At 36.5% G+C, this 25,153-nt stretch carries 24 protein-coding genes; 15 read left to right on the forward strand and 9 right to left on the reverse strand.

The features are described 5' to 3' along the window. Positions 1 to 70 precede the first annotated feature (70 nt). Positions 71 to 1,873, forward strand: a complete 1,803-nt coding sequence (gene uvrC / locus O0955_RS01880; RefSeq protein WP_269425830.1) for an excinuclease ABC subunit UvrC — start codon at positions 71 to 73, stop codon at positions 1,871 to 1,873. 112 nt (positions 1,874 to 1,985) lie between these two features. Here the strand turns inward: uvrC and porN are convergent, their stop codons facing one another. From porN to O0955_RS01910, 6 genes are all read right to left on the reverse strand, one after another. Next, positions 1,986 to 2,900 (reverse strand): type IX secretion system ring subunit PorN/GldN, encoded by a 915-nt coding sequence (gene porN / locus O0955_RS01885; protein ID WP_269425831.1) that lies wholly within the window; start codon positions 2,898 to 2,900, stop codon positions 1,986 to 1,988. Between the two features lie 5 nt (positions 2,901 to 2,905). Further along, a complete protein-coding gene (gene porM, locus O0955_RS01890) occupies positions 2,906 to 4,438 on the reverse strand; it encodes a type IX secretion system motor protein PorM/GldM (protein ID WP_269425832.1) in 1,533 nt (510 codons plus the stop codon). A gap of 40 nt (positions 4,439 to 4,478) precedes the next feature. Next, complete coding sequence (gene porL / locus O0955_RS01895; protein ID WP_269425833.1) at positions 4,479 to 5,288, reverse strand: type IX secretion system motor protein PorL/GldL; 810 nt, start codon at positions 5,286 to 5,288, stop codon at positions 4,479 to 4,481. 41 nt (positions 5,289 to 5,329) lie between these two features. Further along, positions 5,330 to 6,658, reverse strand: coding sequence for a T9SS ring complex lipoprotein PorK/GldK (gene porK, locus O0955_RS01900; protein ID WP_269425834.1), 1,329 nt, complete (start codon positions 6,656 to 6,658; stop codon positions 5,330 to 5,332). A 222-nt stretch (positions 6,659 to 6,880) separates the two neighbouring features. Further along, the gene (locus tag O0955_RS01905) at positions 6,881 to 7,651 is read right to left on the reverse strand and encodes a uroporphyrinogen-III synthase (protein WP_269425835.1); all 771 of its coding nucleotides are present in this window, start codon (positions 7,649 to 7,651) and stop codon (positions 6,881 to 6,883) included. A 13-nt stretch (positions 7,652 to 7,664) separates the two neighbouring features. After that, on the reverse strand, positions 7,665 to 8,642 hold the full coding sequence (locus O0955_RS01910) for a DUF4271 domain-containing protein (RefSeq protein ID WP_269425836.1): 978 nt from the start codon (positions 8,640 to 8,642) through the stop codon (positions 7,665 to 7,667). A 236-nt stretch (positions 8,643 to 8,878) separates the two neighbouring features. Here O0955_RS01910 and O0955_RS01915 point away from each other — a divergent pair, with 236 nt between their 5' ends. From O0955_RS01915 to O0955_RS01960, 10 genes are all read left to right on the forward strand, one after another. After that, positions 8,879 to 11,119: a S41 family peptidase gene (locus tag O0955_RS01915; RefSeq protein ID WP_269425837.1), complete on the forward strand. Its 2,241-nt coding sequence runs from the start codon at positions 8,879 to 8,881 to the stop codon at positions 11,117 to 11,119. Between the two features lie 100 nt (positions 11,120 to 11,219). Beyond that, positions 11,220 to 11,561, forward strand: coding sequence for a nuclear transport factor 2 family protein (locus O0955_RS01920; RefSeq protein WP_269425838.1), 342 nt, complete (start codon positions 11,220 to 11,222; stop codon positions 11,559 to 11,561). 91 nt (positions 11,562 to 11,652) lie between these two features. After that, complete coding sequence (gene hemW / locus O0955_RS01925; protein ID WP_269425839.1) at positions 11,653 to 12,786, forward strand: radical SAM family heme chaperone HemW; 1,134 nt, start codon at positions 11,653 to 11,655, stop codon at positions 12,784 to 12,786. 51 nt (positions 12,787 to 12,837) lie between these two features. Beyond that, a complete protein-coding gene (locus O0955_RS01930) occupies positions 12,838 to 13,620 on the forward strand; it encodes an SDR family oxidoreductase (RefSeq protein ID WP_269425840.1) in 783 nt (260 codons plus the stop codon). A gap of 269 nt (positions 13,621 to 13,889) precedes the next feature. Further along, entirely contained in the window at positions 13,890 to 14,441 is a 552-nt protein-coding gene (locus O0955_RS01935; RefSeq protein ID WP_269425841.1) for a fasciclin domain-containing protein, read from the forward strand. A 178-nt stretch (positions 14,442 to 14,619) separates the two neighbouring features. Beyond that, on the forward strand, positions 14,620 to 15,501 hold the full coding sequence (locus O0955_RS01940; RefSeq protein ID WP_269425842.1) for a cupin-like domain-containing protein: 882 nt from the start codon (positions 14,620 to 14,622) through the stop codon (positions 15,499 to 15,501). 92 nt (positions 15,502 to 15,593) lie between these two features. Then, the gene (locus tag O0955_RS01945; protein ID WP_269425843.1) at positions 15,594 to 16,379 is read left to right on the forward strand and encodes a DUF3050 domain-containing protein; all 786 of its coding nucleotides are present in this window, start codon (positions 15,594 to 15,596) and stop codon (positions 16,377 to 16,379) included. A 142-nt stretch (positions 16,380 to 16,521) separates the two neighbouring features. After that, positions 16,522 to 17,400 (forward strand): cupin-like domain-containing protein, encoded by an 879-nt coding sequence (locus O0955_RS01950; protein ID WP_269425844.1) that lies wholly within the window; start codon positions 16,522 to 16,524, stop codon positions 17,398 to 17,400. Positions 17,401 to 17,549: 149 nt separating this feature from the next. Then, positions 17,550 to 18,023 carry a hypothetical protein gene (locus O0955_RS01955; RefSeq protein WP_269425845.1) on the forward strand — a complete coding sequence of 158 codons (474 nt, stop codon included), beginning with the start codon at positions 17,550 to 17,552 and terminating at the stop codon, positions 18,021 to 18,023. Positions 18,024 to 18,057: 34 nt separating this feature from the next. After that, complete coding sequence (locus O0955_RS01960; protein ID WP_269425846.1) at positions 18,058 to 18,666, forward strand: sugar O-acetyltransferase; 609 nt, start codon at positions 18,058 to 18,060, stop codon at positions 18,664 to 18,666. 47 nt (positions 18,667 to 18,713) lie between these two features. Here the strand turns inward: O0955_RS01960 and O0955_RS01965 are convergent, their stop codons facing one another. Next, positions 18,714 to 19,262: a hypothetical protein gene (locus tag O0955_RS01965; protein ID WP_269425847.1), complete on the reverse strand. Its 549-nt coding sequence runs from the start codon at positions 19,260 to 19,262 to the stop codon at positions 18,714 to 18,716. Between the two features lie 12 nt (positions 19,263 to 19,274). Then, a complete protein-coding gene (locus O0955_RS01970; RefSeq protein WP_269425848.1) occupies positions 19,275 to 19,700 on the reverse strand; it encodes a YybH family protein in 426 nt (141 codons plus the stop codon). Between the two features lie 368 nt (positions 19,701 to 20,068). On the opposite strand from O0955_RS01970, the gene O0955_RS01975 reads away from it, so the two are divergent. The 4 genes from O0955_RS01975 to O0955_RS01990 all read left to right on the forward strand — a co-directional run bounded on the left by O0955_RS01975 (position 20,069) and on the right by O0955_RS01990 (position 24,355). Continuing rightward, complete coding sequence (locus tag O0955_RS01975) at positions 20,069 to 21,166, forward strand: vWA domain-containing protein (protein WP_269425849.1); 1,098 nt, start codon at positions 20,069 to 20,071, stop codon at positions 21,164 to 21,166. 26 nt (positions 21,167 to 21,192) lie between these two features. Then, a complete protein-coding gene (locus O0955_RS01980) occupies positions 21,193 to 21,489 on the forward strand; it encodes a DUF3861 domain-containing protein (protein WP_269425850.1) in 297 nt (98 codons plus the stop codon). A 33-nt stretch (positions 21,490 to 21,522) separates the two neighbouring features. Further along, positions 21,523 to 23,010: a magnesium chelatase ATPase subunit I gene (locus tag O0955_RS01985; RefSeq protein ID WP_269425851.1), complete on the forward strand. Its 1,488-nt coding sequence runs from the start codon at positions 21,523 to 21,525 to the stop codon at positions 23,008 to 23,010. Between the two features lie 82 nt (positions 23,011 to 23,092). Continuing rightward, positions 23,093 to 24,355 (forward strand): metallophosphoesterase, encoded by a 1,263-nt coding sequence (locus O0955_RS01990; protein WP_269425852.1) that lies wholly within the window; start codon positions 23,093 to 23,095, stop codon positions 24,353 to 24,355. A 44-nt stretch (positions 24,356 to 24,399) separates the two neighbouring features. Here the strand turns inward: O0955_RS01990 and O0955_RS01995 are convergent, their stop codons facing one another. Next, entirely contained in the window at positions 24,400 to 25,089 is a 690-nt protein-coding gene (locus O0955_RS01995; RefSeq protein WP_269425853.1) for a response regulator transcription factor, read from the reverse strand. Positions 25,090 to 25,153 lie beyond the last annotated feature (64 nt).

Genomic DNA, 25,153 nt, shown 5'->3' on the forward strand with positions numbered 1-25,153 from the left:
ATCCGAAAAAAATGAAATTAAAATTCTTTAAGTTTTGTGATTTTTAATTTCGAATCCTAATTTGTAATTGATGAGCAGTTTCGATCATAAAACAGCATTAACGGCAATTCCGCATAAACCGGGTGTATACCAATATTGGGATGCAGAGGGCAAGCTCATGTACATTGGTAAGGCAAAAGATTTGCGCAACCGGGTTGGTTCTTATTTTAATCAGGATAAGCAACAGTTTAATGGCAAAACCAGGGTTCTGGTCTCCCGAATCCGCAAAATTACCTTTACCATTGTGGATACCGAAATTGATGCCTGGCTGCTCGAAAACAGTTTAATTAAAAAGCATCAGCCTAAATTTAACATCAATTTAAAAGACGATAAAACCTATCCATGGATTATTGTTAAAAACGAACCTTTCCCTCGGATTTACTGGACGAGGAAAGTAATAAAAGATGGCTCGACCTATTTTGGCCCTTATGGATCAATTGGGATGATGCACACCATTTTAGACCTCATTAAGGAAACTTACCCACTCAGAACCTGTAGTTTGCCTTTAAACGAGAAAAATATTGCTGAAGGTAAGTTTAAAGTTTGCCTTGAATATCAGATCGGCAATTGCAAAGGACCTTGTCAGGCCTACCAGCAGGAAGCAGATTACAATAACAATATTGCTGAAATAAAAGAAATACTGAGTGGTAAAATCGGCAATGTAATCCGGGAGGTAAAACTGATTATTAAAACCGCTTCGGAAGAATTGAATTTTGAACTTGCACATCAATATGCGAGAAAGTTGCAGGTTTTAGAAAAATACCAAAGTAAATCGACCGTTGTAAATAGTGCCATTACCAATGTGGATGTGGTTAGTATTGCCGCAGATGAACGTTACGCCTTTGTAAATTATCTGAAAGTAATGAATGGGACGATTATACAAACGCAGACCATAGAAATTAAAAAGCAGCTGGATGAAAGTGATGAAGAATTGCTGACAACGGCGATGCTGGAGTTCAGGACAAAATTTAACAGTACTTCAAAAGAAATTATTGTTCCGTTTGAACTTTCCTTAAAAGACGAAAGTTTAAGGTTTACCATCCCCAAACTGGGTGAGAAAAAGAAACTGCTCGAGCTTTCGCAGAAAAATGTACTGTTCTTCAAAAAAGAAAAGCTTAATCAGTATGAGAAATTAAATCCGGATTTAAGAACCGATCGCATTTTAACCCAAATGCAAAAAGATTTAAGCTTAACTCAACTGCCAAAACATATTGAATGTTTTGATAACTCAAACTTTCAGGGAAAATATCCCGTTTCGGCTATTGTGGTTTTTAAAGATGCTAAACCATCTAAAAAAGATTACCGCCACTTTAATGTTAAAACGGTTGAGGGGCCAAATGATTTTGCGACTATGGAAGAGGCCGTTTTCCGTCGCTACAGGAGAATGTTAGATGAAGATCAGTCTTTGCCTCAACTCATTATCATTGATGGCGGTAAAGGGCAGCTATCGTCTGCTGTAAAGAGTTTAAAATTGTTGGGCATCTATAATCGGGTAACTGTGATCGGGATTGCGAAAAGACTGGAAGAATTGTTCTATCCCGGCGACTCGTATCCACTATATCTGGATAAAAAATCAGAAACACTAAAAGTAATTCAGCAGTTGCGGGATGAGGCCCACCGCTTTGGGATTACTTTTCACCGGAAAAAAAGAGATCAGGGAACTTTAAAAACGGAGCTAGAACAAATAGCCGGAATAGGTAAAACCACCGCAGATAAATTGCTTACTCATTTTAAATCAGTTAAAAAAATTAAAGAAGCTACAGAAAAGGAATTATCTGAAGTTTTAAATAAAAAGCAAGTGATTACGCTACTGGATTATTTTAAAGCTCAGTAGCCACTTTGGATATTGTCATTCTGAACACCATGAAGAATCTCATACCATCACTACTTAATTGGTGATGCTTGTAAAGCAAAAAGGTTCCGGCGTAAAGCCGGAACCTTTTTTATTAATATTCCCAAAGAGATTGTTCGTAATCCAGAACAGATTTCTTAATTCTTTCTGATTCATAAAGCCTGTCTCTTGGATCAGTTATAATATCTCTGATCTTATTATCTCCAGGATTTGATTCTTTAACAATATAACTGCTGAATAAGCGGCGGATAAAGAAATCATCAAAACTTAAAGATGATGCATCATTATTGGTGTTGATTAAACGTTTCTTTGCCAAAATCTCCCTGGCTTCAGGATAATAAATCCAGAATACCGGTTGCCATTGTTTAGATATCTCATTAAACTTTAATGGCGCAATACCCACAATACGAGGTTCAAAAATAGAACGTTTTACATCAAAAATCCAGTCTTCTTTAATCCTGAACTTCAGGAATAACTCTGGGTTAAAATCATTGGTTACCGTTGTTACAGTACCTGTTTTATTGTTAGATACCTCTGCGGTTCCTAAAGCTGATCTTGCAGCTGAATCTGCCGACATTGGATTATTAAAAGCATCATCCTCATTTAATACGCTGTCAATTGGAGAATATGCCGTTAATTCTTCTGATTTAATTGCAGAAATAAAGACATCAATTAACCTTGATTTTGGTGATTTTAAAACAGAGTTAATGGTATCACGCAAATCAATTTCACGCCAGATGCGTTTTGCATAAAAAACATCTTCTTCACGTACATCCGCCAAAGGCACCATTTCGGTACTATCAATATCCTTACGGGCATAGTAGCCGTCTTTTGGTGGTACTTTTAATTTTTTCTTGCCAATTTTAGTTGGCGCCTTTGTAACAATTGTATCCGTAGCCACAACCGGAGGTGGTACTGCAGTTGCCGCTTTTTTAACAGGCTTTTTCTGTGCATAAGCAAAGCCAACACATAAAATTAAAACCAGTACACTTAAAATCCTTTTCATCATCTTATTTATTTAGCCGTAAATGATATAGATGGCAAAATTTTCTGACGTCCATCAGGTCCCTGAGACACAATATCATCAAAAAATACACGGGTACCCGGTACAATTGCATTTAATGCACTTCTAACAGCACCTGTAAAACTTCCGCCAGAACCTGGAATGGTTACCGCTTCCTGTCTCGGTTTTATAATTGTCATCTTATATCTTAAAATTCTGAAAGAAACATCGAACGGAAAATCATCCAGATCGGCTTCTATTTCAGATTCACTTTTTAATTGTACTGAAGCAACATCGCCTCCCATACGGCCACCAACTTTAGCAACCGGAGCAGGAATACCTTTTACTCTGAACTTCTGAACACCAAGGTTTACAGTTTTACCTGCGTTTGATGCAGTTACATTAATAGAAACTTCCTGTCCAACCTGTCCACCTGAAACGTTAACCATATAGTTGCCATTTCCACCAGACATTGAGCCTGCAGAAATAGAAGCTCTAACGCTTTCTAAAGGAAAACCTGCAGCGGATACCGCAAATGGATTTGGGATACCTGCATAAATAACATTCATTTTGGTCGATGAAACTGTTGCAGAAGGTTTTGCCACCTGATAAGTTTGTTCAGGTGTTTTGTATTCCTTAATCTGACCATCAGTTTGTTTAACACGGATGGTTCCTACCCATTTAAATACACCTACATTTCCGGTACCGCCAGTATATGTTCCTTTACCGTCTTTAACTGACAATTTACCTCCACCAACTGAAATATCCGGGTTAGATTTAGAATCACTTGCAGTTAAAAATACTTCAGCAGTATAGGGTTGCCCCTGGATTACATAAGAAGTTGGTGCCACAGCAACTGCCGCAAACTTATCGATGTTAACCAATGCTTTATCCATGTTTCCGAATAATTTTTTAACAACTTCCGCTTCAGCATTTTTAGTATCTGTTTGCAGTTTTGTTAAAATGGTCATTGCAGCAGTTAAAGGCGTACCTTCTCCAAAATAAACTTCCTGCCAGTTTCCTTTGCTCTTTTTTACTGGATCTTTTGCTTCAAGAGAGAATGAAATGTTTTTACGGTCTGCCTCGTCTAATAACGCAATTAATTTTTCCCGTGTTGCATTAACCTTTTCTTTCAGTTTTTCGCCCTCTTTCCCATTAATCATAATGTTTTGAGCAATATCCATGTTATCACGTCTAACCAAATCCTCAGTTTCCGGATCTATTCCATCACCCTGCTGTTTAAATTTTTCTTTTAAACTTTTGATGTAGTTATCTAAATCATCTGCAATTGCTTTAGCCTGTTTTGCTTTATCGTAAATTGGCTGCGCCCGTGCTGGTTCTTCTTTTAATTTTGAATTTTCGAATGCAGCAAAAAGCTGATCGATACTTAAATTAACGTTACTTTTAGACGTTTCTAAACTGTCGTTAATATTTTTAAATGCATTTAATATTGTGTCTGATACGTTTAAGGCAAGCATGGCCAGTAATACCAAATACATGATATTAATCATCCGCTGCCTTGTTGTTTCTTTTCCGCCTGCCATGTGATATGTAGCTTTTTTAAATTAATTAAAAACTAAACTATTATACACGTGGGCCATTCATAGCCGAGAGCATGTTACCGTAAATTGCATTAAGTGATGACAAGTTTTTAGCTAATTTGTTCACCTCTTCTTTAAACTGTTTCGAATCTTCCATCGATTCGTTGAAGTTTTGCATGGTAAGAGACAAATTCTGGTAGAACTTGTTCATCGATTTTAAGTGTGCGCTTGAATCCTGTAATTCTAATTCATATACCGCATTTAACGCCGATAAGTTTTTAGCCAGGTTGTTTACCTGATCGTGATAAGCCTGAGAATCTACTTTACTCTCGCCCATTGCTCTTAAATTTTGAGTAGCACTATCAAAAGCAGCACTCAAATTATCAAATCCTGCAGATGCAGTTTTAACTTTACCGGTAAATTCATTAGTCGCAGTAGAAGCATCAGCAACATTAGAGATGGTTGCAACCTTATCTCCAAATGTACGCAAGCCTGTTCCAAGACTTTCAATTAAATCTGGTCCTATTTTAGCATCCGAAAGCATTTTATCCAATGCAGCTGTATTAGAAGCGCTGGCCACTGCAGCAACTGGTCTTGCCGAAGCCGTAGGCAATTCGCCTTTAAAATCTTCTCTTAATTCAGGGTACACTCTTTCCCAGGCTGGTTCTGGCTCTGGAGGAAAGAAACCTGTTAAAAAGAATAAAATGGACTCTACACCAAGGCCAATACCGATCATATAATTACCTAAGATCCCGCCTATATGCAAAATTTTAAATAATGCACCTATAATTACGATACTTGCTCCCCATGAAATCGCTACGTGTAACCAGCCTGGTTGTTTTTTTGCTGCCATAAAATTTTAATGTTTTTCTTTAGTTTTTAGTTTTGGTCTTTTTAGTTTCTCAGATCTGTTCCCGGGTATGAAGAAACGCATCTAAAGCCGATATATGATCTTTGCTGATCCTGATATTCGTAAGTTGAAACCGCATTTTGAAGGAAATACCCTGTATCTTTCCAGGATCCGCCTTTTACAACTTTACGTTTCAAATATTTACTATCTTCTTTCCCTGCTACATAAGTAAAGTTAGGGTTCAAATCGTGTAATAAAGGACTTGCTGATTTGTTATATGCAGTAATTGTCCATTCAGAAACGTTTCCGGCCATGTTGTATAAACCATAATCGTTAGGAAAATAAGATCTTACGCCAACGGTGTAAATACCACCATCGCTGGAGTAATCTCCACGCCCCGGTTTAAAGTTGGCTTGTAAACAGCCTTTTGTATTTCTGATGTAAGGACCGCCCCATGGGTATTTTGTTTTAGTATTACCACCTCTTGCAGCATATTCAAATTCTGTTTCGGCAGGTAATCTATAATCAGATCTTGAACCCGCAGGCATTTTTCTTGCTGTAGCAACTCCATCATAAAGTCGGGTACGCCAGTGAGAAAATGCTTTTGCCTGTTCCCAGCTTACGCCAACCACAGGGTAATCATCATAAGAAGGGTGATTGTAGTAGCCACGAACCATTGGATCGTTTTGCGAGTACGAATAATCGGTTTTCCAAACCATTGTATCCGGATAAATCGCAACAACATACCTGTCAATATAATCCTGACGCTTGCTGTTTGGATCTTTATGGCCAATAGCCGCTTTATCCATATTTAACTCAGCATAAGCATATTCGAATTTACGAACGTCAAATTCTTTTCTTCCCGGTAAGGCATCTAAACCAGAATAATACATGCCATCTAACTGGCTTGCCTGTGCTCCAGCAGTTGTGCCTCTGCCGCTATTGCGCCAAATGTTAGCCCCATTTACACCAACTTTTTTCCAGTCAATATATTTATCACCACCCAAACCTGCCGCCGCACCGTTTCTTGGGGCAACCGTAAACTGAGCAGGCATTCCCATCATGGTTACAGCGATAGAATCGCGTACCCAGTTGGTAAATTGACGATATTCAGCATTGGAAATTTCGGTTTGATCCATGAAAAACGCACTGATCGTCGTCACTCTGCTGGGTCCGTTCTGAGAAAATGTAATGTCTTCATCAGATCCACCTAATGGAGTATGACCCGGTGGAACATAAACCATTCCTAAAGGGATCCTGTTGTTTTTAAATTTTCGGTTATAGGCACCTACTAACTCGCCTTGACCACCATGGCCACAACTTGCCAGCAATACACTTACAGCCACAATAGCCAGAAGGTAAATTTTCTTCATATTTTTATAATGTGTAAAACACAATTAGGATCATTTTTATCAAAAATCACTGAAATTATCAACAAAAGCAAATATTTTATTTTAAAATCGCCACTAAAAGGAAATAATATTTTATTTTAAAATCCTAATCTCCCATTATTTTCGTTACAATATTCCGTGACCATCTAATAACTTTAAAATTACGAATTTATTGCACGACCCCTAAAATAAAATGTTACCGTATTATTTGTTCGATACTTTAATGTAATTCTCGATTGCCATTGTCATTGAAGGAACTCCGGGAGTTGGTGCTGCGATATCAACAATTAAGCCCATATCAGTAGCCGCTTTGCTTGTATTGCTACCAAATGCTGCAATACGGGTATTATTTTGTTTGAAATCCGGGAAATTCTTAAATAACGACTGGATACTTGACGGGCTAAAAAATGCAATCACATCGTAGAAAACTTCAGCAAGATCAGATAAGTCACTAACCACTGTTCTGAATAAAACTGCCGGTGTGAAATTATAGCCACTTTTTTCAAGGAAATTCATAGTATCCTCAGTCGCTACATCCGAACAAGGGTAGAGAAACTTCTCATTGGCGTGTTTTTTCAACACTTCTGCTAAATCAGCAGCAGTTTGTTTTCCGAAGAAGATTTTACGCTTACGGTATTGAATGTATTTTTGAAGATATAAAGCAATGGTTTCTGACAAGCAAAAATACTTTAAATCTACGGGTACATCATACCTCATTTCTTCACAAATCCGGAAGAAGTGATCAGCTGCATTACGGCTCGTAAAAATTACGGCTGTAAAATCGGCAAGGTTAATTTTATCTTTTCTAAAATCCCTTGCAGGTACGCCCTCTACATGAATGAAAGACCGGAAATCAACTTTAAGGTTGTGTTTCTTAGCCAAATCAAAGTAAGGAGATTTTTCTGTTTCAGGTTTCGGTAAAGTAACCAAGATACTTTTTACTTTACGAATTCTAGCGTCATTTTTTTCTTGCATTTCCTTTTTCCTGCTACAATCCTATTGTTTTAATTAGTATTAAAATAGGACATATTTCGAGGCCGCAAAAGTACAAAATTAAATGCATTCTAGAAAACTTATTATTAGAAAGTATGGTTATACCCGCCCTTAGTAATTGAAACGCAAATATTATGCCTAACAATAAGAAAGCCAGCACAATATATACAACGCCATATTTTAACGGAGAAAGCGCAAAAGCAACCACCAGAGGAATAAATAACAAGGATGCATTAAAATAACTTAAATATAATATGGAGATGTATTCTCCTACCGGTTTTTGAACATTAAACAAATAACCCAGGAACCTTAAAATAATAAGTTTCAATGCGTAAAAAACAATAATGGTAATGGAAATGGTAAAGAAAAACTTAAACCCCTGCTGCACCTGATACATATCGTAATACTGGGCAACAAGAAAGAAAAACATGCCCAAAATAAAACCGAACTGAATAAAAAGCAACAGAAAGGGCCACGAACTAAAAAGATTATCTTCTTTATTGATGTTATTTAAAACCCGGTTACTAAAAAAGGATTGAACTATTGCGGATAATTGTTTTGAAAAGGCCGTTTTAAGAATCGCAAACACCAGTAACATGATAAAAATAAAGCCCAGCAACCACACATTTCCCTTTGGAATTGCATGCCCAAGCTGATAAGGATTAACCTTCTTTTTTAGGTGCTGATATTTTTTTTGCCAGGCCAGCAAATCAAGCGAAGGGAATAAATATTCTTTCTGAACACTATCCAGCAAAGCATTTTTATTAATAGCGGTCTCTGGTAAAACCCAGGTATGCCTGATGATGGAATCCGTAACAAACTTTTGTCTGGCAAGCTGGGCAGAATCTAGTCTGTAACGCCTGTATTGATATTTTTTTACAACAACACTATCCGAAACAGCAGGAATTTGTTGCCCTTCAGCAAAATTTGCACTCAGTAAAAAAGCAAATAAGATGAAAATAAATCTGGGCATTTCTGCAATTTAAAATTAAGGAGCAAAAGTACTTGAATATTTATGGTTTACACAAAAAATAAATCCATTTAAATTGAAATCCACACCTTCAGGTTTTATAACGAGCGATGCATCGCTCAAACAGTTTTAAATAAATCTGCAACATCAAGTTTTTATATTACAACCTATTCCGTTAAAAAAGGTTAAATAAAGTTGCTCTTTTTATTTTCAGCTAAAATTCTAATTAAATTGTCAGGATGAAAGCCTTAAAATTTAAATTATTCCTCGCTCTACTGCTTGCAGCATCAATAGCCAATGCCCAAAATAGATTTAACGGAAACTTTGAAAGCATCGACGACAAAGGTAATCCAACTGGCTGGGACCTAACCTACAACAATCAGAATAAATATGAGATAAAGTTAGATAGCAGCATTAAAAAACAGGGTAAGTACTCGGTTTCAATTACTTCAAACACTAATACTTCCAGTGCAGCGATTAGGTTTCCGATTAACAAAACATTCATTGGTAAATCGATTATTCTTATCGGAAATATTAAAACTGAAAATGTTCAGGCTGGCTTTGCTGGTCTTTGGCTAAGAACTGAAAGTGCAGATGGGCGGGAACTTGCCTTTGAAACCATGGAAACCCAAAAGCTAGAAGGCACACATGACTGGAATGAATATATGATAAGGGCACCCTATAATGATGATGAGGCTGTAAAAATAACAGTAGGCGCTATGTTGGCTGGCAAAGGAAAGATTTGGGCCGATAGTTTGCGGATTTATATAAATGAGGAATCAATTGAAGTAGCGCCCACCAGGCAGGCTTCCGTTTATAACGCAACGAAAGACCTGGCCTTTGAAAACGGATCGGGAATAGATACCATTATTCCAAATACCCAAAACATCAAATATCTGACTCTTTTAGGAGAAACCTGGGGCTTTTTAAAATATTACCACCCCGCAATAGCAAAAGGAGCGTACAATTGGGATGCTGAACTTTTTAGAATACTGCCGGCTATATTAAAGGTAAAAAGTGACCGGGAATTTTCTAACACCATTGAAAAATGGGTAAGCATTTTGGGACCTGTTCCAGCATGTAAAGACTGTAAAAAAATACCAATTAATAAAGTTATAGCCGTTAAACCGGATTATGGAGACTTATTTACAAATACAGTTTTTACTCCGAGTGTAAAACTGAAATTAAACTTTATTCTATCCAACAGCAATAACAAAACGCATTATTACATAAGTAAGGCAGCGTCTTCCAATCCATCATTTGACCATGAAAGGTTATATCCTAAAATGAAGTATCCTGATGCCGGGCATAGATTACTGTCATTATATCGCTACTGGAGCATTATTCAATATTTTTCGCCCAACAGGGAATTGATTACAGAAAACTGGAACACCGCATTACCTGCATTTATTCCACAATTACTCACCGTAGCCAATCAAAATGAGTACGTAATGACGATGGTTAAACTGATTAGCGCCACACATGATACTCATACCTTTATCAGTAGTAAAGTTTACGATGATTATCTAGGCAAATTCAGGCTTCCTTTTCAAGCTAAATTTATAGAAGATAAACTCGTGGTAACCGCTTATTATAAAGATACTTTAGAGGTCAAAAATAATCTAAAAATCGGGGATGTAATTGCCTCCATTGATGGAACTGATGTTGATGTACTCATAAAAAAGTATCTTCCTTTTACACCAGCCTCAAACTATCCCACCGTATTACGAGATATGCCAAAAAAATACCTGCTGAGGAGTAATAATCCAACATTTAAAGTTGGCGTAATCAGAAATGGCAATGCTATTTCTATCAATCAGCAGGCCCCCGAAGAAAAAAACCTTAACACTACTTATGACTGGGATCCCGATCCGAAAGCACCAGGTTATAAATTAATAAACGATCAGATCGGTTACATTTTCTGTAAAAAATATAAGGTGAAAGATCTTGACAGCATCAGAAATGCGTTTAAAAATACAAAGGGCATAATTGTAGATATGCGCAATTATCCATCTGATGAAATGGAACAATCGCTAAGCACTTACTTTAAATCTGACTCTTCTAATTTTGTTAAATTCACAAATGGCTCCATACTCAAACCCGGAACGTTTACTTATTCCGAACCTGTAAAAAGCGGCACTAAAAGAAGCGATAATTATAAAGGTAAGATTGTGGTAATCGTTAACGAAGCAACCCAGAGCAATGCAGAATTTGTGACCATGGCTATTCAAAGTGCAAAAAATGTAACAGTAATTGGGAGCACAACTGCAGGCGCAGACGGAAATATATCGGCTATTCCTCTACCCGGCAATTTTACGACGTGGGTATCCGGAATCGGAGTTTATTATCCTGATGGCACCAATGCACAACGCAAAGGTGTAAAAATTGATCATTTGGTTAAACCTACAATAGAAGGCATAAAAAAAGGAATCGATGAGCCGCTCGAAAAAGCAAAAGAAATAATCAGGGGTAGTTATTAGTTTATATGTTTAGGAGAATAGGCAACCTGGAGTAAAGAAGCATTTTTCTTCAAAACATTCTTAAAAATGCCTTGTTTAAAATAAAACAACCTAAGAACAAATGACAACATTAAACGAACACAATGCTAAAGTAGTTGTATTAGATTTTTTAAATGCACTAAATACGGAGAATTTCGATCTGGCAAAAGAACAGCTTGATGAGAACATGACTTTTAAAGGTGTAATGGGTGAACGAACTGGTGCCGATAATTACATTAACGACATGAAGAAAATGAAGTTTAAATACAACATTCAAAAGCTTTTTGCAGATGATCATGAGGTATCGGTTTTCTTCGACATTAACATGGGCGAAAAAACAATTTTTTCATCAGGTTGGTACACTTTGGAAAACGAAAAAATCAAGTCCATAAAAGTTTTATTTGATCCGAGGCCCTTGCTTTAAACAATGAGTTATTTCATGGATAGGTAAAATCAATCCGGATTGAAACATATTCTCAACATTGTATACAAGATTATCACCTATCTTTGTCAGAATGTCTGGCATCTATATTCATATTCCCTTCTGTAAAAAAGCTTGTCACTATTGCGATTTTCATTTTAGCACTTCGTTAAAATACGCAGATGAAATGGTCGAAAGCCTTTGCAAAGAAATTAAGCTAAAAAAAGACCGGATTAAAGATCAGGTTGGCAGCATTTATCTTGGTGGCGGTACACCTTCTATCCTGTCAGAAGCTGGTTTACAAAAAATATTTGATGCCATAAACCAAACCTTTTCAGTTAGTGCTGGTGCAGAAATTACCATTGAAACCAATCCTGACGACCTAACGGCGCAAAAACTGAAGGAGCTTAAACAGCTTCCCGTAAATCGCTTTAGCGTAGGAATCCAATCCTTTTTCAATGAAGATTTAATCTGGATGAACAGGGCACACAATGCTTTGGAAGCCGAGGATTGTATAAAAAGAAGTCAGGATGCAGGCTTTGAAAACCTCACGCTTGATTTAATTTATGGTTATCCTTTGTTAACAGATGCCAAATGGCTTAGCAATATTGAGAAGGCAATAGATTTACAAGTTCCACACATTTCGGCCTATGCCTTAACAGTTGAGCCCAGAACAGCGCTTGCACATGCTATAAAGAGCAAAAAACAAGTGCCGGTAAGTGATAATCAAAGTGCGGCACAATTTGTAATTTTAATGGAAAAACTACAAGCAGCTGGTTTTGAACACTATGAAATCTCAAACTTCGCAAAGCCCGGTTGTTATGCCATACACAATACCAATTATTGGAAAGGCATAGATTATATAGGTATTGGCCCATCGGCGCATGGTTTTGATGGTTATAACAGGTACATGAATCCCGCTAACAACGCACTTTACACCGAAACTTTAACCGGGAATAAATTGCCTGAAATTGTGGAAGAATTAAGCCTGAACGATCGCTTTAATGAATACGTTATGACTTCTTTGCGCACGATGTGGGGCGTAAATCTTGAAAAAATAAAAACTGATTTCGGAAAAGATTTCCTGGAGGAGACTTTATATAACTTAAAAGGTTTCGAAGATAAAGATTGGTTAATTAAAAAAGAGGGAATCCTTACTTTAAGCAAGGAAGGAAAATTATTTGCAGATCACATTGCATCAGAATTATTTATAATAGGTAACGACTAAATTGAGTTTGAATAATTAAGCAGTTATTTAAATTCTATAATTTTTAAAAATATGTCAAAAATTGTATGGATTACCGGCGCATCTTCCGGAATTGGCGAGGCACTGGTTTACAAATATTTTAAAGCAGGTGATAAATTAATTATTTCTGCACGCAACCGGGATGAACTATTCAGGGTAAAAAGCAACTGCCAGAATTCTTTTAATGTTCATGTATTGCCATTCGATTTAAACGAAACGGAAACCCTAAGCGAAAAGGCAGAAGCGGCCATTCGTATTTTCGGTAAAATCGATTTATTAATTAATAGCGGCGGAGTAAGTCAGCGGTCTTTAGCTTTAGAAACCAACTTGCAAACCGAGCAAAAAATTATGAATACCAATTTTTGGGGGACTGTAATTTTAAGCAAAGCCGTTTTACCTGTAATGATTGCCAATGGTGGCGGACAAATTGTTTGCATAAGCAGTTTGGTTGGCAAATTTGGCACTAAATTCCGCTCTGCTTATTCGGCTTCCAAACATGCTTTGCATGGGTATTTTGATTCGTTAAGATCAGAAGTTTATGATCAAAATATAAACATTACCATTGTTTGTCCGGGATTTATAAAAACACAGGTTTCAGTAAATGCCTTAACAGGAACCGGAAAAAACCAAGGAACCATGGACGATGCTCAAAACAATGGAATGAGTGCCGAAGCCTGCGCAACAGAAATTGTTACAGCTATAAAAAACAAAAAAGAAGAAGTTTACATTGGTGGTCAGGAAACCAAAGCGGTATTATTAAAACGTTTCTTCCCAAAAATTTTCTCTAAAAAGGTAAGAAAAGCTAAAGTGGTTTAATCCAAAATTTAAATCGCGGTAAAAACCGGATTAAGTAAACCGTATTGAAGCGGCATCCCCCGGTTTTTCATCGGGGATATAGCGAAAAGACGGACTGCACAATCCGATTTGTACTACAGCACTTTTCCAAATCATTAAAATAGTTTCAAAAAAACAAAATTAATGAACTAAAAATCAACCAATTATAATTTTTTATTACTTTCTTAAAAACCAGTTTTTGTAAGTCCTCGTAAATGAGTTCAAATAACAAAAACTTAAAAATAGAAATAATGAAAAAATTAATCCTATCTGCAATGGCCATCGTTAGTATGGCATTCACATCCCAGGTTTACGCTCAAAAAAATCCAATGGTTGGCGGTGCAGCAATGTATGCAACTAAAGATATTGTAGACAATGCCGTAAACTCAAAAGACCATACAACATTGGTAGCTGCAGTTAAAGCTGCCGGTTTAGTTGAAACTTTAAAAAGTGCAGGGCCCTTTACCGTTTTTGCACCAACAAATGATGCGTTTAATAAACTACCGAAAGGAACAGTAGAAAACCTGGTTAAACCTGAAAATAAAGCAACTTTAACCAAAATTTTAACCTACCATGTTGTGGCAGGCAAAATGGGCAGTAAAGAAATTGCTGCAGCAATTAAAGCAGGCAAAGGTAAAGCAATGTTAACTACCGTAGAAGGTGGTAAACTTTGGGCCTGGATGGAAGGTAAAAAATTAGTATTGAAAGATGAAAAAGGTGGAATGAGCACTGTAACCATCGCCAATGTTTGGCAAAAAAATGGCGTAATCCATGTGATAGATACCGTGTTAATGCCAAAATAATATTTAGTCATCCCTATAAACAAGAACGTTTTTGCTCAGGCAAAAGCGTTTTTTTGTTTCTGCAAAGTAACTTTCTGACTTTTTTTGTTTAATTGTCAGACTTTTTTCATGATTTATCTTCCCTTATATGTTGATGTGGCTAATTAATTAATTTTGCTTGCATTAATAATAAGTTAACATGAAATTCGATTTATCTCCAATAGATATAGTTGAAGACATATCTAAAACTGATTTTGAAAAAAACTACTTAAATCCACGCAAACCATTGATCATTAAGAATATGGCTAAAAAATGGCCTGCTTACCAAAAATGGACAATGGATTATATGAAAGAGGTAGTTGGCGATAAAAATGTTCCTTTATACGACAGTTCTAAAGCTGATCCCTCTAAGCCAATAAATGCCGCGGCCGCTGAAATGAAATTCGGCGATTATATAGATCTTATTAAAGAAACACCGACTGATTTACGCATATTTTTATTCGATCCAATTAAATTTGCGCCCAAATTATTGGAAGATTACATTGCTCCTAAAGATTTAATGGGTGGCTTTTTGGATAGTTACCCGAATATGTTTTTTGGTGGCAAAGGTTCGGTTACCTTTCTGCATTATGATATCGATTTAGCACATATTTTCCACACGCACTTTAATGGCAGGAAGCATGTTATTTTATTTGACTACAAATGGAAAGAACGTTTATATCAAATTCCATATGCTACATATGCTTTAGAAGATTACGATGTAGAAAATCCTGATTTTGAAAAATACCCGGCTTTAAAAGGAGTTAAAGGGGTGGAAGCATTTTTAGAACACGGTGATACGCTATTTATGCCTACGGGCTACTGGCATTGGATGAAATATCTGGACGGATCTTTTTCTATTAGTTTAAGAGCCTGGGATAAAAGCTGGGCGGTTAAAACAAAAAGCTTGTACAACTTAACCTTACAGCGTAAATTTGACGACTTTATGAAAGCGAACTTCAGAGAGAGGTACATGAGCTGGAAAGAAGAACTTGCTATTAAAAAAGCAACCAAGGCATTACAAAAAAATTTACCCCGATAAAAAGACCGGATTTAGAGAATAATTGAATGAAGCTAAGCCAAAAGCAGAAAAATTCATCTTGTTTTATTCTATTGTTCGATAATTAAAAAAGCATGCATCAAAACATTGTTAGGATACAAAAAAACATTGAGCCGCTCAGACAGCAAATTATTAATCACAAAGTTTATTCTTCGATAAGCGACCTGGAGGACTTGCAAATATTTATGCAGCATCATATTTTCGCCGTTTGGGATTTTATGTCGCTGTTAAAAGCCCTACAAATCAATTTAACTTGTACTACCCTACCCTGGTTTCCGGTTGGCGATGCCGTAACCAGACAATTGATTAACGAAATTGTAGCTGGCGAAGAATCAGATGTGGATGCAGAAGGGCAAATTAAAAGTCATTTCGAACTTTATCTGGATGCCATGGAACAATGTGGAGCAAATACTGAGCCCATTAATTTATTTTTAAGCAAGCTAAAAAACGGCAGTACTTTTAACGATGCTTTTGAAACCGCTAAAGTTCCTGCAGCGGCAAAAGATTTCGTAAATGCTACATTCGAAACCATTAATACAGGTAAAATGCATTTACAGGCAGCAAGTTTTACTTTTGGCCGTGAAGATTTAATTCCAGGTATGTTTTTTTCGATGGTAACCGATTTAAATAGCACTCAGCCTGAAAAGGTATCCATATTTAAGTATTACTTAGAACGTCATATTGAAGTAGACGGTGATCACCATAGTCATTTAGCTTTACAAATGACTGAAAAACTTTGTGAAGTTAATCCTGAATTTTGGCAAGAAGCCGAAAAGGTAACTAAACAAGCTCTAGAAATGCGTATAAAACTTTGGGATGCGGCTTATGTAGAAATTAGTACCCGAAAAGTACCGGCCTAACACCCCAACATAGATTAACAAATGGTTAATTAACTGCAAATTTTTGAATAAGTAATTTTCGTCACATTTGCTCGTTGGTGTCTTATATATTAAATAAATTTTACACATTTGTTGTTCGGTTACAAATAACCGGTTTAAGCGCATGAGTTTCATTTTAAAACCAGTAGACATTGTTGAGAGTATTACTCCGGAAGATTTTAAGAAAAATTATCTGAAAACAAAACGTCCGTTAGTTATTAAGGGCTTAACCAAAGACTGGCCAGCAAGAGAAAAGTGGACAACTGAGTATTTGAAAGAAATTGGTGGCGACCTGGAAGTTCCTCTTTACGATAATTCAAAGGCCGATCCTTCAAAACCAATTAATGCTGCAACAGCACATATGAAATTTGGAGATTATCTTGATTTAATTAAACGAGAACCAACAGAATTAAGAATTTTTTTCTTTAACCTGTTTAAAAAAGTTCCAAGTTTAATTAATGATGTAAAAATCCCAAAAGATTTAATGGGCGGTTTTATTGAAAGCATGCCAGCAATGTTTTTTGGCGGTTCCAATTCAGTAACGTTTTTACACTACGATATCGACTTACCTCATATCTTCCACACCCATTTTGGAGGGAGAAAACACATTATTCTTTTCGATAATAAATGGAAAGACCGTTTATATTGCTTACCAAATGCAACCTATGCATTGGAAGATTATGATGTAGCAAACCCTGATTTTAAAAAATTCCCTGCTTTAAACGGTGTTGAAGGTTATGAAGTTTTCTTAGAACATGGCGATACCTTATTTATGCCAACCGGAATGTGGCATTGGATGAAATACCTGGATGGTTCATTCTCATTAAGCTTACGTGCATGGGATCAATCCATTACCCGTAAAGTGGCAAGCGTTTGGAGCTTATTTACCCATGGCGCAATCGACAGTTTAATTAAAATGACTTTTAAAGAAAAATATGCCAATTGGAGAGAGAAAAAAGCAGTTAAAATTGCTGAAAGAGCGCTTGCAAAAGGCAGACCTTAAAAAATATTAACACATGAATGAGATGGGGCATCGTTTACGATAGCCCCATTTTTTATTTAGCACGATTTAAATTAACCTAATCACTTTCACTGGTATTATTTTTGTTCATCATTTAGCCTAAAAATATTATCTAAATAATCTCAAAATTTATGGCTGATCTAAAGCAAATTCTAAGCAATGAAAACATCTATTCAGGGCAGGTAAACATTAATGGTATAAACTGTACCGTTGGCTATATTAAAAAATTTAAATGGAGCTGGTTTGCCACCCAGCTAAATACTTTCATCATTATAGGTGAAACTGACCAACCCGTGAACAGAGCCGTTATCGAAAATTTTTCTGCTACCTGTTTAAATTACGCACTTGCAAATAATAAAGGCTGGCCCAGAGGATTACAATCCGGTGTTGGTTCAATTGCCGTATTAATGGGGAATAAAATAGAAGGCGATGCAATTTATTTTGCTGAGAATGCCTCAAAAAAACATTGGTCGGCATTTGAAATACCCGTACTGTTAGATTTGGAAAAAAGACTGGTATACAAATATAAAAGCACACCTATCTGGGGAACTATTTACTTTTCATATTTCACGCAAACCATTAATTGGCTTGTCAGCAAATTATAAACCACTCATTTAAAATCACGATACACTATTATTTATGTCAATCCTAACCGAAAAACAAAAAATGCTTGCAGGTAAAGCCTATCAGGCGGGTGATGCAGAATTATCAAAAGAAAGATTAAAGGCAAGAGAAATTGTTTTTGAATTTAATAGTTTGGCCCCAAAATTTATCAAACAACGGAAAGAACTATTAAAAAGGCTATTTGGCAAAACAGAGAAGATGTTTTATGTAGAGCCACCCTTTAGATGTGATTATGGCTATAACATTGAAATAGGCGATAATTTTTACGCAAATTTTAACCTGGTAATTTTAGATTGTGCTAAAGTTAGTATTGGAAATAATGTGTTTATTGCTCCAAATGTTGCAATTTATACGGCCGGACACCCAATTCACCCGCACCTGAGAGATCAGGAATATGAATGGGCCCAGCCCATAACCATTGGCGACAGCGTTTGGATTGGCGGAAATGTAGTGATTAACGCAGGTGTAAAAATTGGCAGTAACGTTGTTATTGGTTCGGGCAGCATAGTTACAAAAGACATTCCTGATAATGTTTTGGCCGTTGGCAATCCGTGTAAAGTTATTCGTCAAATTACCGACGAGGATAAGGATTACTATTATAAAAACTATAAACTGGGCGAATAATAATCTGGATTTTAAACTCTGTAAGGTATTAGATTCAGTGGTAAAAATCAATTAACTTTTAATGATTTTATCGCTGAATCAACTACTCCGCTATTTTCTTTACTTTCTTTAACATCACTATTAAATACAAAAGAATACGTTTTTTTATTCAGGTTAAAAACTGTCAGCGTACCATTGTTCCGGGTGGTTACTATTTTGGTTTCAAAGCCCACTCTCAGGGCATCAATGTTCCCAACTTTAACCTTCTGAACCTTATCCAGCAACCCAAATTCAATATTTCTTTTGCTATGGCTGGCTCTTAAACTCTGTATTAAATTTTCAAGCACCTTATCAAGTTCCTCCTTTTCATTAACGGATGTAATCACCAAATAAGCATCTTTACTAAAGGGTTCTTTATTGGTTATCGAAATAATCCGGCTACTATCTACACCTTCAATAGGTCTGTCTTTTGTTACTTTCCAATACTTGGGTAAACTCATACTTAACCCATCTTTACTATAGGTTACAGGAGGCGGTTTTTCTCCTGATTTATAGTTACAGGCAACAAACAAAAACGTAATTATAACACTGAATGATACGAATCTGATTTTTTTCATAATTTATTTAGATTAAGAACTATGATCTACCACAACTTTCCACTCCCCTTTTATCTTTTTTAGCAATAAGGTAAAAAACCCCTTTGGTTCATCTTTCTCTCTTTTCAAATTCCAGCTACCCAAAACAAAGGCAACATCTTTATTTAAAAATTCTACTTTTTTAATTCCAAAAGTTAAATTACCCATGGCTGCCTGATCAGGATAACCACGTTTGTAATTATCCAGTGTTTTTTGCCAGCCGTAAGTTGGACCGCTTTTACCAACAAACAATAAGCTATCGTTTTTTGCATAGCCTTGCATATAGCTTTCTACATCGCCCTTATTCCAGGCGATTCTTTGGTTTTCCAACACATTCAGAATAGCTTGTTTATCTTTTGGTGTTTGCGCTGAAGCTACAAATCCAATAAAAAACAAAGCAATCGTTAATCGTTTTTTCATTATTGAAATTAATTAATAAAAATGACATTTATTTTCTTCAAAAACTAAATTTATAAAATTGATTTTAGGCTTTGCCCTTCTGCGTTAGGGATTGTAAGGGTTTAGTGTCAATTTTTTATTGGCACCGAAGTAAAACGCAGCCCTGAAAAGCCCGACCGTCTCCGATTTTTTTTATCGGAGCGGGAACGCCCAAATTAGCTGGCAGTTGACAGTTATTCCCAAATTGACTAAAAACAGTTCCACTTTAAACTTTCAGCTCTAGTCTGTCAGTTCTTTTTTAGCTTTAAGCCTTGTCCTAAATTATGACACCACGCTTAAATTAATCCGTTGCTAAACTTTTATCTTCGATAATCCGTTTATAAAAGCACATGAGAGGTTTTCGTTTTTCTGATTATAAGCCCGGCGATACACCTAAAGGTGGGTTTGATGAGTTGTTGAAATTATTCAGCGAATTGCTGAACTATACAGCTGGAGATGCGGCAGAAGCTTTGAGCTGGCTGAATGAACTGGATAAGCAATACAAGCTCACCAATAACGATTACGGCATTGGCAATTTTATTGACGATTTGAAAGAAAAAGGTTATTTAACCGAAGACAATCAGACCGGAGAATTTAAAATTACCGCCAAAACCGAACAAACCATTCGAAAATCTGCTTTGGAAGAGATTTTTGGCAAGTTGAAAAAGGCCGGAAGAGGAAATCACAACAGTAATCAATCTGGTATTGGTGAAGAAAAAAATGCCGACAGACGCGAATATAATTTTGGGGATAGCCTGGATCAGATTGATATGACGGCATCTATCCATAATGCGCAGATTAATCATGGCATTGGTAATTTCACTTTAACAGAACGGGATTTGGAAGTAGAAGAAAAAGATTTTAAAACTTTAACTTCAACGGTTCTCATGATTGACATTTCGCACTCCATGATTCTGTATGGTGAAGATAGAATTACCCCCGCTAAAAAGGTTGCGATGGCTCTGGCTGAGCTGATTAAAACCCGTTACCCAAAAGACACACTGGATATTGTAGTGTTTGGCAACGATGCCTGGCCAATCAGTGTTAAAGATTTGCCTTACCTGCAGGTTGGTCCATACCACACCAATACTTATGCAGGTTTGGAACTTGCTGCAGACTTGCTTCGCCGCAGGAAAACACACAACAAGCAAATCTTTATGATTACGGATGGGAAACCAACCTGCCTGAAAGAAAATGGAAAATATTATAAAAACAGCATGGGTTTAGATCGTAAAGTAATTAATAAAACCCTGAATATGGCGGCACAATGCAAAAGGTTAAAAATTCCGATCACCACCTTTATGATTGCTAAAGACCCCTATTTACAACAGTTTGTCCGCCAGTTTACCCAAATAAATGGAGGAAGAGCATTTTATAGCTCGTTAACCGGTTTGGGTGAATACATTTTTGAAGATTATATTAAAAATAGAAAAAGAACTGTTCGATAAGCAGTTCTGTAAATTTTAAACCCGTAATGACTAAACGCACTAATAAATATCAACTTATTTTAAAGGAAATATCTTTAGCCAAAGAAGAGGATATTAAAAATGAACCCTTAGAACTTGAATTCGACAACCACGATAATATATTCGAGATTATTAAGACCATAAAAGGCAAAAATTTATTCGAAAACGAGCAGCAAAGCGCTGAATTTGCCATTGGGTTAAAAATGTTTAGTGAAGTGATGATTAAAAATAGAGACAATGCACTTTTTACGGAGCTTTTTCCTGTGTTTGGCTCTTTTATGAGAAAATTAAAAAGCCACCAATAATTTAAAAACGCCCTTTTAATACAATTAATCTGTATGGACATTAAAACATTAGGCCAGTTAAAGGCTACAAATTATACTTCACGAAGCGTTAAAGATGAGCTAAGAGAAAATCTGATCAAACAACTTCGCGATAACAAAGCAGAATTTCAGGGCATTATTGGTTATGATGAAACCGTAATTCCTGAATTACAAACCGCTATCCTTTCCCGCCATAATATTTTACTTTTAGGCTTACGCGGACAGGCAAAAACCAGAATTGCCCGGCTAATGGTCAACTTATTAGATGAGTATGTACCTTATGTTGCCGGGAGTGAGATATTTGACGATCCTTTAAACCCAATTTCCTGGTTTGCCCGAAATGAAATTGCAACCAAAGGTGATGAAACAGAAATAGCCTGGTTACACCGCAGCGAACGTTATACAGAAAAGCTAGCAACGCCGGATGTAACTGTAGCCGATTTAATTGGCGACGTAGATCCGATAAAAGCCGCCACATTAAAACTTACTTATAATGATGAGCGGGTCATCCATTTTGGGTTAATTCCGCGTGCACACCGCAGCATTTTCGTAATTAATGAATTGCCGGATTTACAAGCGAGAATTCAGGTTGCATTATTTAACATGCTACAGGAAAAAGACATTCAGATTCGTGGTTTTAAATTGCGTTTGCCTTTGGATATTCAATTTGTGTTTACCGCCAATCCGGAAGATTATACCAATCGTGGAAGCATTGTAACACCTTTAAAAGACAGGATTGAAAGTCAGATTTTAACGCACTATCCAAAAAGCATCGAAATTTCGAGAAAAATTACTTTTCAGGAAGCTAAATTATCACCAGAACAAAAAGCGAATATAGAAGCCGATGGTTTAGTGAAAGATCTGGTAGAACAAATTGCATTTGAAGCCCGAAAAAGTGAATATATCGATCAGAAATCGGGTGTATCGGCCAGATTAACCATTTCTGCTTATGAAAACCTGATTAGTACGGCTGAAAGAAGAATGCTGATGGCAGGCGAGAAAAATACTTTTGTTCGTTTATCAGATTTAGCTGGAATTATTCCGGCAATTACCGGAAAAATAGAACTGGTTTATGAAGGCGAGCTGGAAGGGCCCGCTCATGTAGCCACCACTTTAATTGGTAAAGCGGTAAAAACTTTGTTTGCCAGGTATTTTCCAGATCCTGAAAAGGCTAAAAAAAGCAAAACAGCTAATCCTTATACCGAAATAAGCGAATGGTTTACCGAAGGAAATGATCTTGATTTAACAGATTCGCTTACAAACGTAAAATATAAAAAGGCCTTAATGATTGTGCCCGGTTTATATGATTTGGTTAAAAAGTTTCACCCAAAATTAAGCGAAAATCAAACTTTACTTTTAATGGAGTTTGTTTTACATGGATTAGCAGAATATTCTCAACTGAGCAAGAATTTCTTAAACGGAGGTTTTGGTTTTAGCGACATGTTTGGAAGTCTTTTTAATGCCGAGTTTGATGAGGAAGAAGATGAAGACGATTTAAGATAACACATTATTAACAGAAATATTTAATTTAGGCGGGCCGAAAACCTGCCTTATTTTTTAATCAAAAACGAATAAATTCTTTCAAATGGGAAGATTACCATTAATTATTGTTGCCTGTATCTTTATTATTGCTTTCGACATTTACTGTTATAAAGCCATTATTTCAGTTTTTAAAAAATGGAAACCGAATACCAAAAAAATCTTCAGCATTTTATATTGGGGCTATAGCATCTTACTCATTATCGGTGTTTTTTGTGGCATATACTTAAACCTGTTTTTAACTTTAAGAGCCATTATTTTAGTTGCATTCTTTTTAACGGTTGCTTGTAAACTCGCGATGCTCCCATTTTTACTGGCAGATGATTTAAGAAGAGGATTTATAAAGCTTTTCAGGGCAGGCAAGAAAAAGGAAGTGGCTGCGAAAGAAGATTCAAAGCCGGTAAGTGAAGCTGAACCGATTTCCCGGTCTGAATTTTTGGTAAAAGCTGGCCTGGTTGCCGCAGCAGTTCCTTTAACTTCGCTCAGCTGGGGCATTATTTCCGGCGCATACGATTATCAGGTTAGAAAAGTTGATTTAATTTTACCCAACCTTCCAAAGGCTTTCGACGGCATCAGAATGGGGCAAATATCTGATATCCACTCAGGTAGTTTTTACAATAAAACTGCGGTTAAAGGCGGCGTAGAAATGTTACTGGCTGAAAAAACTGATTTCATTTTCTTTACCGGTGATTTGGTCAACAACCTGACCAACGAAGTTAAAGATTACCAGGATATATTTTCGAAAGTTAAAGCTCCTCTTGGTGTATATTCCAGTTTAGGAAACCATGATTATGGCGATTATTATTTCGGCCGTGAATCATCCCCTGCCAAGGTTAAAAACCTGAAAGACATGGTTGATGTACATAAAGTGATGGGCTACGATTTATTAATGAATGAAAACCGCCGCTTAAAAGTAGATGGTGAAGAAATCGGGATTTTAGGCATTGAAAATTGGGGGATGGGCCGTTTTCCTAAATATGGTAAAATGGAGCTGGCGGTAAAAAACACAGACGATCTACCTGTAAAACTCCTGTTAAGCCACGATCCTTCACATTGGCGGGGTGAAGTATTGGAAAAATATCCTCAAATTGATGCCATGTTCAGTGGTCATACCCACGGAATGCAATTTGGAGTTCGCTTAAAGGAATACCAATGGAGCCCGATACAATACATATATAAAGAATGGGCAGGTTTGTACCGTGAAAAAAATCAACAACTATATGTGAACGTTGGTTATGGCTTTTTAGGCTATCCAGGCAGAGTTGGAGTTTTACCGGAGATTACAATTTTCACCCTGAAAAGAGCATAAATAATATTACATGAGAGAATAATTCTCTCATGTAATTATACTTGTTATCCGGCATTAAAACGGTAACCCACACCACGTACAGTTTGTAGTAGTTGAGGGTTATCAGGATTTAATTCTATCTTTTTACGCAGGCGCACAATGTGCATATCCAGCGTTCTGGTGTTTACATCTGAGTTGTAACCCCAAACTACTAACATTAACTCATCACGGTTAATTACCTTACCCGGATTACGCAAAAAGTAAAGGAGAATCCGGTTTTCTAAAATGGTTAATTCAATCTTTCTGCCCTCTCTAAATAAAGTATGAATATTAGGATGGTGCTCCATGTTGCCAAAACGGTGAATTTCAGCGGTATCTTTATTCACAATAAACTTAACCTTACTTTCCAGCATGGCCACTAAAACATCCATATTAAATGGCTTGGTTATATAATCAGAAGCCCCAAAATTGTAAGCATCAATCTTATCTACGTCCTGTGCTTTTGCAGTCATCATAATAATCAGGTTTTCAAACCCCTGTCCGCGTACACTTTCGCAAACATCAGATCCCTGCTTACCCGGCAACATCCAATCCATCAAAACAATATCAGGCTGATCTGCTAAAATCATTCTTTCACCAGCATCCCCATCATTAGCTTCCAGTACATTGTAACCTTCAGCTTTTAAACGATGTGCAACTAAAAAGCGAAGATTTTCATCATCTTCTACGATTAATATTTTTACTTCTTTAGACATTTATATTGTATTATAAGGTTGTGATGCTGAAAGTTGTCGTGTTGACCAGCAACTTAAAACCTCT

This window comes from Pedobacter punctiformis (assembly GCF_027213715.1).
Taxonomy (GTDB): Bacteria; Bacteroidota; Bacteroidia; order Sphingobacteriales; family Sphingobacteriaceae; genus Pedobacter; species Pedobacter punctiformis.

Coding starts and splice junctions, on each gene's coding strand:
- uvrC (WP_269425830.1), top strand. CDS start 71: ATGAGCAGTTTCGATCATAAAACAGCATTAACGGCAATTCCGCATAAA.
- porN (WP_269425831.1), bottom strand. CDS start 2,900: ATGATGAAAAGGATTTTAAGTGTACTGGTTTTAATTTTATGTGTTGGC.
- porM (WP_269425832.1), bottom strand. CDS start 4,438: ATGGCAGGCGGAAAAGAAACAACAAGGCAGCGGATGATTAATATCATG.
- porL (WP_269425833.1), bottom strand. CDS start 5,288: ATGGCAGCAAAAAAACAACCAGGCTGGTTACACGTAGCGATTTCATGG.
- porK (WP_269425834.1), bottom strand. CDS start 6,658: ATGAAGAAAATTTACCTTCTGGCTATTGTGGCTGTAAGTGTATTGCTG.
- O0955_RS01905 (WP_269425835.1), bottom strand. CDS start 7,651: ATGCAAGAAAAAAATGACGCTAGAATTCGTAAAGTAAAAAGTATCTTG.
- O0955_RS01910 (WP_269425836.1), bottom strand. CDS start 8,642: ATGCCCAGATTTATTTTCATCTTATTTGCTTTTTTACTGAGTGCAAAT.
- O0955_RS01915 (WP_269425837.1), top strand. CDS start 8,879: ATGAAAGCCTTAAAATTTAAATTATTCCTCGCTCTACTGCTTGCAGCA.
- O0955_RS01920 (WP_269425838.1), top strand. CDS start 11,220: ATGACAACATTAAACGAACACAATGCTAAAGTAGTTGTATTAGATTTT.
- hemW (WP_269425839.1), top strand. CDS start 11,653: ATGTCTGGCATCTATATTCATATTCCCTTCTGTAAAAAAGCTTGTCAC.
- O0955_RS01930 (WP_269425840.1), top strand. CDS start 12,838: ATGTCAAAAATTGTATGGATTACCGGCGCATCTTCCGGAATTGGCGAG.
- O0955_RS01935 (WP_269425841.1), top strand. CDS start 13,890: ATGAAAAAATTAATCCTATCTGCAATGGCCATCGTTAGTATGGCATTC.
- O0955_RS01940 (WP_269425842.1), top strand. CDS start 14,620: ATGAAATTCGATTTATCTCCAATAGATATAGTTGAAGACATATCTAAA.
- O0955_RS01945 (WP_269425843.1), top strand. CDS start 15,594: ATGCATCAAAACATTGTTAGGATACAAAAAAACATTGAGCCGCTCAGA.
- O0955_RS01950 (WP_269425844.1), top strand. CDS start 16,522: ATGAGTTTCATTTTAAAACCAGTAGACATTGTTGAGAGTATTACTCCG.
- O0955_RS01955 (WP_269425845.1), top strand. CDS start 17,550: ATGGCTGATCTAAAGCAAATTCTAAGCAATGAAAACATCTATTCAGGG.
- O0955_RS01960 (WP_269425846.1), top strand. CDS start 18,058: ATGTCAATCCTAACCGAAAAACAAAAAATGCTTGCAGGTAAAGCCTAT.
- O0955_RS01965 (WP_269425847.1), bottom strand. CDS start 19,262: ATGAAAAAAATCAGATTCGTATCATTCAGTGTTATAATTACGTTTTTG.
- O0955_RS01970 (WP_269425848.1), bottom strand. CDS start 19,700: ATGAAAAAACGATTAACGATTGCTTTGTTTTTTATTGGATTTGTAGCT.
- O0955_RS01975 (WP_269425849.1), top strand. CDS start 20,069: ATGAGAGGTTTTCGTTTTTCTGATTATAAGCCCGGCGATACACCTAAA.
- O0955_RS01980 (WP_269425850.1), top strand. CDS start 21,193: ATGACTAAACGCACTAATAAATATCAACTTATTTTAAAGGAAATATCT.
- O0955_RS01985 (WP_269425851.1), top strand. CDS start 21,523: ATGGACATTAAAACATTAGGCCAGTTAAAGGCTACAAATTATACTTCA.
- O0955_RS01990 (WP_269425852.1), top strand. CDS start 23,093: ATGGGAAGATTACCATTAATTATTGTTGCCTGTATCTTTATTATTGCT.
- O0955_RS01995 (WP_269425853.1), bottom strand. CDS start 25,089: ATGTCTAAAGAAGTAAAAATATTAATCGTAGAAGATGATGAAAATCTT.